The 11,994-nt window shown below is 62.5% G+C and carries 10 protein-coding genes, 1 pseudogene and 1 riboswitch; of the genes and pseudogenes, 10 read left to right on the top strand and 1 reads right to left on the bottom strand.

Going from position 1 to position 11,994, the window contains the following annotated elements; translation table 11 throughout:
• Window positions 1-181: pseudogene (locus tag ACQ3I4_RS09450) on the bottom strand (ethanolamine permease); the annotation flags it as partial.
• 202 nt (window positions 182-383) lie between these two features.
• Here ACQ3I4_RS09450 and ACQ3I4_RS09455 point away from each other — a divergent pair.
• From ACQ3I4_RS09455 to pdxS, 10 genes are all read left to right on the top strand, one after another.
• Entirely contained in the window at window positions 384-1,169 is a 786-nt protein-coding gene (locus ACQ3I4_RS09455) for a FadR/GntR family transcriptional regulator (RefSeq protein WP_329863854.1), read from the top strand.
• Between the two features lie 157 nt (window positions 1,170-1,326).
• Window positions 1,327-1,426, top strand: a riboswitch (glycine riboswitch).
• Between the two features lie 153 nt (window positions 1,427-1,579).
• Entirely contained in the window at window positions 1,580-4,432 is a 2,853-nt protein-coding gene (gene gcvP / locus ACQ3I4_RS09460) for an aminomethyl-transferring glycine dehydrogenase (RefSeq protein ID WP_329863856.1), read from the top strand.
• 11 nt (window positions 4,433-4,443) lie between these two features.
• Window positions 4,444-5,565 carry a glycine cleavage system aminomethyltransferase GcvT gene (gene gcvT / locus ACQ3I4_RS09465; protein WP_329863858.1) on the top strand — a complete coding sequence of 374 codons (1,122 nt, stop codon included), beginning with the start codon at window positions 4,444-4,446 and terminating at the stop codon, window positions 5,563-5,565.
• 48 nt (window positions 5,566-5,613) lie between these two features.
• Window positions 5,614-5,997, top strand: coding sequence for a glycine cleavage system protein GcvH (gcvH, locus tag ACQ3I4_RS09470; protein ID WP_329863860.1), 384 nt, complete (start codon window positions 5,614-5,616; stop codon window positions 5,995-5,997).
• An 11-nt stretch (window positions 5,998-6,008) separates the two neighbouring features.
• Window positions 6,009-7,334: a serine hydroxymethyltransferase gene (gene glyA, locus ACQ3I4_RS09475; RefSeq protein ID WP_329863862.1), complete on the top strand. Its 1,326-nt coding sequence runs from the start codon at window positions 6,009-6,011 to the stop codon at window positions 7,332-7,334.
• A gap of 112 nt (window positions 7,335-7,446) precedes the next feature.
• Window positions 7,447-8,844 (top strand): L-serine ammonia-lyase, encoded by a 1,398-nt coding sequence (locus tag ACQ3I4_RS09480; protein WP_329863864.1) that lies wholly within the window; start codon window positions 7,447-7,449, stop codon window positions 8,842-8,844.
• Between the two features lie 11 nt (window positions 8,845-8,855).
• Window positions 8,856-9,011, top strand: coding sequence for a hypothetical protein (locus ACQ3I4_RS09485; protein ID WP_329863866.1), 156 nt, complete (start codon window positions 8,856-8,858; stop codon window positions 9,009-9,011).
• Between the two features lie 55 nt (window positions 9,012-9,066).
• Window positions 9,067-10,077, top strand: coding sequence for a lipoyl synthase (lipA, locus tag ACQ3I4_RS09490; protein ID WP_329863868.1), 1,011 nt, complete (start codon window positions 9,067-9,069; stop codon window positions 10,075-10,077).
• 18 nt (window positions 10,078-10,095) lie between these two features.
• Window positions 10,096-10,890, top strand: coding sequence for a methylenetetrahydrofolate reductase (locus tag ACQ3I4_RS09495; protein ID WP_329863870.1), 795 nt, complete (start codon window positions 10,096-10,098; stop codon window positions 10,888-10,890).
• 28 nt (window positions 10,891-10,918) lie between these two features.
• Window positions 10,919-11,818: a pyridoxal 5'-phosphate synthase lyase subunit PdxS gene (gene pdxS, locus ACQ3I4_RS09500; RefSeq protein ID WP_329863876.1), complete on the top strand. Its 900-nt coding sequence runs from the start codon at window positions 10,919-10,921 to the stop codon at window positions 11,816-11,818.
• Window positions 11,819-11,994: the final 176 nt, after the last annotated feature.

Consider the following 11,994-nt stretch of genomic DNA (forward strand, 5'->3'; position numbering starts at 1 on the left):
GGAGTCCGCCCCAGCCGCCTTGGGCCAAACCCAGGTTCCAACCAGCGAAATCTCCAGAAATAACGTACGCAACACCCAGCCCTGCCAGCAGCACCCATCCTGCGGCCCCGCGCTTCAATTGGCGGTGCTCAAGATAGCCGGTGTCGTCTTTGACAGGCTTGTTCGAATGCGAAGGTGTCATACTGTTTGCCTTCTTCCAAAAGAGGTAATGGTCTATTTACAGTCCATAAGTCTTCAAACAGTGTGGGTCAGGTCACGCTGGGCGTCAAGCCGCGGGGCCAACTTCTCGTAATTTTTAGTTAAAGCCGCTTCATGTCCTCCGCTTGACTGCCCATTTGGGGTGCATCCATAGGTATTTTTCTATACCGGAATATGATTGACCTATGGAAGACGCCCCGTTCGAGACACCAGCCCGGTTCCTTCGCCCTGTCAGAAATGGGAACGCTTTCGAAGAAACAATCGAGAGACTGCTTCAAAACATCAAGCTGGGACTGTTCAGCGCCGGAGCCAAGTTGCCGGCGGAGCGTGAGCTTGCTGAGTTGCTGGGCGTATCACGGGCCACCTTGCGTGATGCGTTGGCGGAGTTGCAAAAGGCGGGTTACGTGGAGGTTCAGCGCGGCCGCTACGGCGGCACCTACGTTGCCAAGCGCCGATTCGTAGATCCTGTGCGGCCCGCGGACTTAGATCCGGATGAGGTCGAGGATGCACTCACATTTCGAAGCGTTTTGGAGCCGGCGGCTGCATCGTTGGCCGCCAGGGCGCGGCTTTCTCCAGCTCAACGCAGACATTTACTGGACACTTTGGCCGAGGTAGCAGCAGCACCCTCGGACCTGTACCGGCCCAAGGACGCCAGATTCCACGTCGCGATTGCAGAAGTAACGGGTTCACCAAGCCTGGCTGCAGCAGTGGCAGATGTCCGGGCCCGAGTCAGCGATCTATTGGATCGCATTCCCTTTTTGGAGCCCAACCTGGAGCACTCCAACCAGCAGCATCAAGCGATCGTTGACGCTATCCTGCGCGGAGACCACGAGACGGCTTTCAAAGCCACTCAGGACCACTTGGAAGGAACCGCTTCGCTGCTGAACGGATTCCTCGGCTCCCCTGGCGCGCCAGCCCCAGCGCCGTCCGATTCCCTCGCAAACCCGGCAATCGTCCAGGTATTCAACTGACCTCTGGCACATCGGGTCTCTTTTCTGGAGCGCTTGAGACAGCCCTTGGCCTAGTCAGCGGTATCCAAGAATTTCTTGAAAAGAGTTCAGCCGGTTGCAAAGTGATCCCATGCACGCTAACGTTGTGGCCCGTATCACCTACATGTGAAACTGCTTATGATCTGCGGCGGGAGAGTCCTGCCGGTACGTTCCAGTCAGGCGCCGTAGGAGCAACTCCTCCCCAGGAATCTCTCAGGCCCACGTACCGCCGCGGTTAGGCAACTCTGAAAAGCAGCCAAATCTCTGGCTCACCGACGGTGCAAGCGGCGCCTGCTAAAAGCAGGTCCTGCGGAAACTCTCAGGTCCAATACAGAGCGGGGAGGAACCCGACTCAAAGTGGCTTTCCAGCCACCTGATCTTTGGAGTTCCTCATGACCATTCAGTCATCCGTTCCTGCATTCGTTGACCGGCACATCGGCACACGCAACTCCTCCGACGTTGACACCATGCTCAAATACGTCGGTTACGACAGCGTTGATGGGCTGGTTGATTCCGCCGTCCCACAGTCGATCCGCCGGGAGACCCCCCTTCAGCTCAAGGAGGCGTTGAGCGAATCGGAGGTACTCGCGGAGCTCCGCCGACTGGCGAACAAAAACAAGACTGCAGTGCAGATGATCGGTCAGGGCTACTACAGCGCCTTCACGCCGCCAGTGATCCGCCGCAACATCCTCGAAGGCCCTGCCTGGTACACCGCCTACACCCCGTACCAGCCCGAAATTTCCCAGGGCCGCCTCGAAGCGCTGCTGAACTTCCAGACCATGATCCAGGATCTGGTGGGCCTGCCCATCGCCAACGCATCACTTTTGGACGAAGCCACCGCTGTCGCTGAAGCTGTGCTTCTGATGCGCCGGGCCAACAAGACCAAGGACGCCCTTGAGGGCAAGACGGTGCTGGATGCAGACTGCCTGCCACAGACCATTGCTATCGTAAAGGGCCGCGCCGAGGCCCTCGGCTTCGAAGTTGAGGTCGCGGACCTCTCCAAGGGATTGCCCGACGGTGCAATCAACGGTGTAGTACTCCAGCAGCCTGGCGTTTCCGGCCGGGTTTTTGACCACAGCTCAGTGATAGCCGCCGCAAAGGAACGCGGCGCCCTGGTGACCGTCGCCGCCGATCTGCTCGCCCTTACCCTCATCACTCCTCCCGGCGAGCAGGGTGCGGACATCGCCGTCGGCTCCGCTCAGCGTTTCGGCGTGCCCTTGTTCTTCGGCGGCCCGCATGCTGCTTATATGGCAGTCCAAAAAGGCCTGGAGCGTTCCATGCCCGGCCGCCTGGTCGGCGTCTCCAAGGACAACGCCGGCGTTCCCGCCTACCGATTGGCGCTTCAGACGCGGGAGCAGCACATCCGCAGAGAAAAGGCTACGTCCAACATCTGCACGGCCCAGGCGTTGCTGGCTGTCGTGGCTTCGATGTACGCCGTGTACCACGGCCCCGACGGCCTGAAGGCGATCGCCGAAAACGTCCACACCAACGCCCGCGCCCTCGCCGCTACCCTGAAGCGAGCCGGCCGTGAACTGGTGTCCGAGACCTTCTTCGATACCCTGACCGTCCGCGTACCGGCCAACGCCGCCAAGGTGATCACCGCCGCCGAAGCGCGCGGCATCAACCTGCGCTTCATCGATGCCGACACCGTTGGCGTATCGGTTGATGAAACCACAACCCCGGAGATCCTCTCCGCGGTGGCCGTCGCCTTTGGCGCCGGCCCCGTCGTGAACGCTGCCGGTTTCGAACTCCCTGATTCGGTGCGGCGCACCACCAGCTACCTGCAGCACCCGGTGTTCAACACCCACCGCTCAGAGACCCAGCTGCTGCGTTACATCCGCAAGCTCAGCGACCGGGACCTTGCACTGGACCGCACCATGATCCCGCTGGGTTCCTGCACCATGAAGCTGAACGCCACGGCCGAGATGGAAGCCATCTCCTGGCCCGAATTCGCCTCCATCCACCCCTTCGCACCGGACTCCCAGACCGAAGGCTGGCGCGAACTCATCGCCGGCCTGGAAGCGGACCTCGCCGAAATCACCGGCTACGACCAGGTCTCCATCCAGCCCAACGCCGGATCCCAGGGCGAACTCGCCGGCTTGCTGGCCATCCGCGGCTACCACCACTCCCGCGGCGAGGCGCAGCGCAACGTCTGCCTCATTCCCGCTTCGGCACACGGCACCAACGCAGCGTCCGCAGTCCTGGCCGGCATGAAGGTGGTGGTGGTAGCCACCGCCGCCGACGGCACCATCGACCACGCCGACCTGTACGCCAAGATCGAGGCCAACAAAGACTCCCTGTCCTGCATCATGATCACCTACCCGTCCACGCACGGCGTGTACGACGCCGACGTCCGGGAGGTTTGCGACGCCATCCACGCCGCCGGCGGCCAGGTCTACATCGACGGCGCGAACCTCAACGCCCTCGTTGGCCTGGCACAGCCGGGCAAGTTCGGCGGCGACGTCTCCCACCTGAACCTGCACAAGACCTTCTGCATCCCCCACGGCGGCGGCGGACCCGGCGTTGGACCGGTCGCTGCCAAAGCGCACCTGGCACCGTTCATGCCCAGCGACGCCAACAAGTCAGCCCACGAAGCCGGCCACGGCGTCGCCATCTCCGCTTCCCGCTTCGGCTCCGCCGGAGTCCTGCCGATCTCCTGGGCGTACGTAAAGCTCATGGGCGGCCAGGGCCTGACCGAGGCCACCAAGTCCGCACTCCTGGCTGCTAACTACGTTGCCGCCCGGCTCGACGAGCATTTCCCGGTCCTGTACACCGGCGAAACCGGACTGGTGGCGCACGAGTGCATCCTTGACCTCCGCGAGCTGACGGCGCGTACGGGTGTCACGGCAGAAGATGTGGCAAAGCGTCTAATCGACTTCGGCTTCCACGCCCCCACGCTGTCCTTCCCGGTGGCCGGCACACTCATGGTAGAACCCACCGAGTCAGAGGACCTCGCCGAGATCGACCGCTTCATCGAAGCCATGATCCTCATCCGCGCCGAAATCGACCAGGTTGCCAACAGCGACTTCCCTGTGGAAAAGTCCCCACTGCGCAACGCCCCGCACACGGCCGCTGCCGTCGTTTCCACTGACTGGGACCGTGCCTACCCCCGAGAGCAGGCCGCCTTCCCCGTGCACTCCCTTCAGCAGGACAAGTACTTCCCGCCCGTCGGACGCATCGAAGGTGCTGCCGGAGACCGAAACCTCGTCTGCTCCTGCCCACCGCTTGAAGCATTCGAACAGTAAGGAAATTTACAATGACTGAGAAGTACACCGCGCTGTACGAGCAGCACAAAATTGCCGGCGCCTCCTTCACCGACTTCGGCGGCTGGCAGATGCCCCTGAAATACAGCTCTGAGTTGGCGGAGCACCACGCGGTGCGTAACGCCGCCGGCCTGTTCGACCTCTCCCACATGGGAGAAGTCTGGGTCACCGGACCGGACGCCGCGGCCTTCCTCGATTACGCCCTGGCCGGCAAGCTGTCCGCAGTAGCCGTAGGCAGGGCCAAGTACTCACTGATCTGCCAGAAGGACGGCGGCATCATTGATGACCTGATTTCCTACCGCCGCGCAGAGCAGACTTACCTCGTGGTCCCGAACGCAGGAAACGCCGGGGTTGTCGTTTCAGAATTGGCTCAGCGCGCAGCTGACTTCAACGTCACGGTCGAGGACGTGTCCACGGTCACGTCACTGATAGCCGTGCAGGGGCCCAACGCCGAAGCGATCCTGCTGTCCCTGGTCCCTGCCCGGCAGCACCCGCTGGTGACTGAGCTGAAGTACTACGCAGCTGTCGAGGTGGAAATTAACGGGCACGACCTGCTGCTGGCCCGGACCGGGTACACCGGCGAGGACGGCTTCGAAATTTACGTTCCCAATGAGGACGCCCCCGCCTTGTGGGAGGCGTTGCTGGAGAATGGCGCCGGACAGGGGCTCATCCCGGCCGGCCTGGCCTGCCGCGACTCACTGCGCCTGGAAGCTGGGATGCCGCTGTACGGCAACGAGCTCTCCCGCGACGGCAACCCATACGCCGCAGGCCTGGGGCCGGTAGTCTCCCTCGCGAAGGAATCGGACTTCGTTGGCAAAGCAGTGCTGGGAGAACTCAAGGCCCTGGGCGCAGGGTCCACCGCCGGCCGCAAGCTTGTGGGCCTCAAGGGTCTGGGACGCAGGGCTGGCCGCAGCCACTACCCGGTCCTCAAGGACGGCACCGTCGTCGGTGAGGTAACTTCCGGGCAGCCAAGTCCCACCTTGGGCTACCCGATCGCCATGGCCTACGTCGATGTCGAACACTCAGAACCTGGCACCAGGTTGGATATCGACCTTCGCGGCAAGGCAGAGCCCTTCGAAGTCGTGGCACTGCCGTTTTATAAGCGCGACAAGTAGCCCGGCTCCCCGCCGACACATCTCATAACGTAGAAAAGGAAAATATCGATGAGCAAAGTTGTTGCTGAACTGAAGTACTCCGCTGAGCACGAATGGGTTGCTGCTGACGGATCCGGCCCGGTCGGGATCGGCATCTCTGCCGTCGCGGCTGATGCCTTGGGCGACATTGTGTATGTGGACCTGCCCGAGGTCGGCTCGACGGTAACGGCAGGGGAGACCTGCGGCGAGGTCGAATCCACCAAGTCCGTCTCGGACCTTTACGCCCCGGTCACCGGTGAGGTCACCGAGGTCAACGACGGCGTGGTCTCCGATCCTGCCCTGATCAACAGCGACCCCTATGGCGCCGGCTGGCTCTTTAAGGTAGCGGTCACCGAAGAGGGCCCGCTGATGTCCGCTGAGGAATATGCAACCGCCAACGGTGGCGAGCTGTGAGCGGGGCGGGCATGACGACAACATCAGCGTTGGAGCAGGTGGTTGCGCCGTCCCTGGACACGAACCTGTCCGTTCTGGATCCTGAAGTCGCTGCGAAGATCGATGACGAACTCGCCCGCCAGCGCGAGGGTCTTGAAATGATCGCGTCCGAGAACCACACAGCCGTTGCAGTCATGCAGGCCCAGGGATCTGTGCTTACCAACAAGTACGCCGAGGGTTACCCGGGCAAGCGCTACTACGGCGGCTGCGAGCACGTGGACGTTATCGAACAGTTGGCGATTGACCGTCTGAAGGCCCTGTTCGGTGCGGAGTTCGCCAACGTCCAGCCGCATTCCGGCGCGCAGGCCAACGCGTCCGTGATGCATGCGCTGATCAAGCCCGGCGACACCATCATGGGCTTGAACCTGGCCCACGGCGGCCACCTCACCCATGGGATGAAGATCAACTTCTCCGGCAAGCTCTACAACGTGGTGCCGTACGGCGTGCGCGAGGACACGCACACCGTGGACATGACCGAGGTGGAACGGCTGGCACAGGAAACCAAGCCTGCGCTGATAGTGGCCGGCTGGTCCGCCTACGCACGCCAGCTGGACTTCGCCGAGTTCCGCCGGATCGCCGATTCGGTAGGCGCTTTCCTCATGGTGGACATGGCGCACTTCGCCGGGCTCGTGGCCGCCGGGCTGCACCCGTCGCCGGTGCCGCACGCGCACGTCACCACGTCCACCACGCACAAGACCCTCGCCGGTCCGCGCGGCGGCATCATCCTGACCAACGACGCCGACATCGCCAAGAAGATCAATTCGGCTGTGTTTCCCGGCCAGCAGGGCGGCCCGCTGGAGCACGTCATTGCAGGCAAGGCCGTGGCGTTCAAGATCGCGGCCTCCGCCGAGTTCAAGGAGCGCCAGGAGCGCGTCCTCGCGGGCGCCCGGATCCTGGCCGAACGGCTGGTCCAGCCCGACGTCACCGTCAAGGGCATCAGCGTGATCTCGGGCGGCACCGACGTGCACCTGGTCCTCGTTGACCTGCGCAACTGCGAGCTCGACGGGCAGCAGGCCGAGGACCGGCTCGCGGCTATTGACATTACGGTCAACCGCAACGCCGTCCCGTTCGACCCCCGCCCGCCGATGGTCACCTCCGGCCTGCGCATCGGCACGCCCGCCCTGGCCACCCGGGGCTTCAGCGAAGAAGCGTTCACGGAGGTCGCGGACATCATCGCCGAAGCATTGACCGCCGACGCCAATGCGGACCTTTCGAAGCTCCGTCACCGTGTGCAGGCGCTTGCCGCTGCGCACCCGCTCTACCCGGCCCTGACTGCGGTTGGCACTGACGCCAGGTAGCCGGGGGGAGGCTGCACCCAGCCTCCAACCAGGGGCCGGTGTCGTTTGCGATAGGCGACACCGGCCCCGCTCTTTTGCTGGACCAATGTTGTTCCCAGAAGGAAGTCCTGTCATGGCTGTTGGTGTTTTTGATCTTTTTTCCATTGGAATAGGGCCCTCGAGCTCTCACACAGTGGGGCCCATGCGCGCTGCCGCAGTATTCGTGGAGGAGCTCAAGGCCTCCGGGCTGCTGGCCGGGGTGGCGTCATTGCGGGTTGACTTGTACGGGTCGCTCGCAGCGACAGGTCACGGACACGGCACCATGACGGCCATCCTGCTGGGCCTAGAGGGATTCCACCCGGAGTTGATCCTGCCCGAGGAAGTGGAGTCACGGCTGGCCGCGATTGCCGAAAGCGGGATGCTGCAGCTGGCCGGCGCCGTGCCGCTGCGCTATGGGGTGAAGGACATCGTGCTGCGGCCGCTGACCATCCTCCCACGGCACACCAACGGCATGACCTTTACGGTTTTCGACCCGGACGGAGAGGCCCTGCACAAAGCCACGTTCTTTTCCGTGGGCGGCGGATTCATCGTCCGTGAGGGGGAGGAGGACGCCGCCCAGGAGGAACTCGAGGAATCCAAAAAGTCGCTGCCGCTGCCGTTCCGGACCGCGGCAGAACTGCTGGAGCATTGCCGCACCACCGGGCTGAGCATCAGCGAGGTGATGCGGGTTAACGAGGAAGACTCCCGCACTCCGGAGGAAATCCGGGAAGGTCTGCTGCACATCTACTCGGTTATGGAGGACTGCGTGCAGGTGTCCCTTGGACGCGTAGGTTTGCTGCCGGGGGGCCTGAAGGTCCGCCGTCGTGCCCCGGATTGGCACGACCGGCTCCTGAAAGAGGACAAGGACCGGGCCCCGAAGTACTGGCAGGAATGGGTGAACCTGATCGCCCTGGCGGTTAACGAAGAGAACGCCTCTGGCGGCCGCGTGGTCACCGCCCCGACGAACGGGGCTGCCGGGATTATCCCGGCGGTGCTGTACTACGCCCTGCACTATGCGCCGGGCATGGAGAACGCCACCCAGGAGGACCGCGACGACGTCGTAATCAAGTTCATGCTCGCAGCGGGTGCTGTCGGTGTCTTATATAAGGAGCAGGCATCCATTTCCGGTGCGGAAGTTGGCTGCCAGGGCGAGGTGGGGTCGGCGTCGTCGATGGCCGCGGCAGGTTTGGCCGAGGTGATGGGCGGAACCGCCGCCCAAGTGGAAAACGCTGCCGAGATTGCGATGGAACATAACCTCGGGCTGACGTGTGACCCGATCGGTGGCCTGGTGCAGGTCCCCTGCATCGAGAGAAACGCGATCGCCGCGGCCAAGGCAATCAACGCCGCGAAGATGGCTCTTTGGGGCGACGGTACCCACCGCGTCTCACTCGACGAAGTGATCATCACTATGCGTGAGACCGGCAAGGACATGTCCAGCAAATACAAGGAAACGGCCATGGGCGGTCTCGCCGTCAACGTGGTCGAATGCTGAGGTAAACCACCATGGAACCAGAAGACTTTCGGGGAGTCTCCGAAGACGACCGAAACAGGAAGACCAAGAGCTTCAGGGCAGATGTCGAGGCCTGGGTAATCGGCTTCATAAGCCTTGTAGCGCTTCTCGCGCTCCTTCACGCATCCGTAGAGTACGCCGGCTGGTGACATCCAGTCCGCCCACTGCTCACTAGGGCAACACTTACTTATCAAGAGGAAAATCATGACATTGGCACCTGAAGGCCGGAAGCTTTTGCGCGTTGAACAACGCAACTCAGCTGTCCCTGTGGAGCGTAAGCCGGAATGGATCAAAGCTAAGGTCCAGATGGGCCCTGAGTTCGTCAGCCTGAAGAACCTGGTGAAGAAGGAAGGCTTGCACACGGTGTGCGAGGAGGCTGGCTGCCCCAACATCTTCGAGTGCTGGGAAGACAAGGAAGCCACCTTCCTCATCGGCGGTTCCGAATGCACCCGCCGTTGCGACTTCTGCCAGATCGATACCGGCAAGCCGTCCCCAGTCGATAGGTTCGAGCCCACTAAGGTTGCCCGCTCGGTCCAGTCCATGCAGCTGCGCTATGCCACTGTCACGGGTGTGGCACGCGACGACCTTGCCGACGAGGGCGTGTGGCTGTACGCCGAAACGGTCCGCAAGATCCACGAGCTGAATCCCGGGACCGGGGTGGAACTCCTGATCCCTGACTTCTCGGGCAAGCCCGAACATATCGCTGCGATCTGCGACTCAAAGCCTGAGGTGTTTGCGCATAACGTCGAGACGGTTCCCAGGATCTTTAAGCGGATCCGTCCTGCGTTCCGGTACGAGCGCTCCTTGGACGTGATCACTCAGGGCCGTGACCTGGGCATGGTCACCAAGTCCAACCTGATCCTGGGCATGGGTGAAACCCGTGAGGAGATTTCGGAGGCCCTGCGCGATCTGCATGAGGCGGGCTGTGACCTCATCACCATCACGCAGTACCTGCGTCCGTCCGAACGCCACTTGCCCGTGGATCGGTGGGTCAAGCCACAGGAATTTGTAGACCTCCAGAACGAGGCTACCGCGATCGGCTTCCTCGGCGTAATGTCCGGACCTCTGGTCCGTTCCTCCTACCGGGCCGGCCGACTCTGGGCCACCGCCATGCGGAAGAAGGGCTGGGACATCCCAGCCGAACTCGCCCACATTGAATCCTCAGGCACCACCCGCCAGGAAGCCAGCTCACTACTCGCCGCTTCCGCTTCATGACCTGATAGGAGGTCCGCCATGTTCCAACACCGCACAGAGATTGTCCCGAGCGGAAATATTCTGGACAACGTCAAGGGGTCCCTGCCGTCGGGCTCTGCCGTCGCCGTAACCTGCCTGCCCCACCATGGCATTGAGCGCACGATGCGCACCGCTCTCCATCTCGCAGACGAGGGCTACCAGGCAATTCCGCATCTGGCGGCACGAAGCGTGGAAAGTCGCGCCCAAGTCAGCAAAATCCTTCGATACTGTGAAACTGCCGGAATCGAAGACATCTTTGTTGTTGGCGGAGACGCCCAACATCCCGCCGGACCTTACGATTCAGCTTTGCCTCTCCTAAGAGACATCAGGGAGATGGCGGGCAGGACGATAAAGCTGGGTGTGGCCGGATACCCGGAGGGTCACCCATCTGTACGCCCACCACACCTCCTCGAAGCTCTCGTGGCCAAGCAGGAAATAGCTTCCTACGTCGTAACCCAAATGTGCTTCTCCGCCCCGAAAATACTCGACTTCATAACCATCATCAGACGCGAAGGTTTCGAACTGCCCGTGTGGGCGGGTGTAGCAGGAGCCGTCCCGCGAACGAAACTTGTCTCTCTGGCCTCCAAAATCGGCGTAGGAACATCCCTCAAGTTCCTCAGCCGCCAGGGACCACTTGCCCGCCGTCTCCTGATCGGTGACAGTTACTCGCCAGCCACCCTGATTTCCGACCTGACGCGACTTCCTGATGCTGTCACGGGCATCCACCTCTATAGCTTCAACAACCTGACCCCGGTTTCCACGCCCCCCGCAATGCTCCGAAGCACACCCAACTAGCAAGGAACCTCAAGTGAACAACGAATCAATGCCGCCCCGAAACGTTCCCCTCACCGGTAGCGACGAGGTCAAAAGAGGCATGGCCGAGATGCTCAAGGGCGGCGTCATCATGGACGTCGTCAATGCAGAACAGGCCCGCATCGCCGAAGATGCCGGCGCCGTTGCTGTCATGGCGCTCGAACGCGTTCCGGCCGATATCCGTGCCCAGGGCGGCGTGTCCCGGATGTCCGACCCGGACATGATTGAACAGATCATCGACGCAGTGTCCATCCCCGTGATGGCCAAGGCCAGGATCGGCCACTTTGTCGAAGCCCAGGTCCTGCAGTCCCTGGGCGTTGACTACATCGATGAGTCCGAGGTCCTCACCCCGGCCGACTACGTCAACCACATCGACAAGTCGAAGTACACCGTGCCCTTCGTCTGCGGCGCCACCAACCTCGGTGAGGCGCTGCGCCGCATCAACGAGGGCGCGGCGATGATCCGCTCCAAGGGCGAGGCCGGCACCGGCGACGTCTCCAACGCCACAGGGCACATGCGCCAGATCCGTTCCGAAATCGCCAAGCTCGCAGCCCTACCCGAGGACGAGCTGTACGTGGCGGCCAAGGAATTGCAGGCCCCGTACGACCTGGTCAAGGAAGTCGCCGCTGCCGGCAAGCTCCCGGTGGTGCTGTTCACCGCCGGCGGCATCGCCACCCCGGCCGATGCTGCCATGATGATGCAGCTCGGCGCCGACGGCGTGTTCGTCGGCTCCGGCATCTTCAAATCCGGCAGCCCCGCGCAGCGCGCCGCCGCCGTCGTAAAGGCCACCACCTTCTACGACGACCCCGACGTCATCGCCAAGGCCTCCCGCGGCCTGGGCGAAGCCATGGTCGGCATCAACGTGGACGAAATCCCCCAGCCGCACCGCCTCGCCCAGCGCGGCTGGTAAAACACATCGCCACGAGCGTCAGGGATAACCATGACAACAAGCCCGCAAAAAGCAACCACCACCAGCGTCGAGGAACAGCCTGAGGTTCAAGATGAGACGTGTTCCGGTGAAACGGTCAGCCAGGACTGCCACTACTGCAACGGCCCGGAAACTGATTAAGAAACCGAGTCCGCAAC

The organism is Zafaria sp. Z1313 (assembly GCF_050563205.1).
In the GTDB taxonomy this organism is placed as follows: domain Bacteria; phylum Actinomycetota; class Actinomycetes; order Actinomycetales; family Micrococcaceae; genus JAZDCJ01.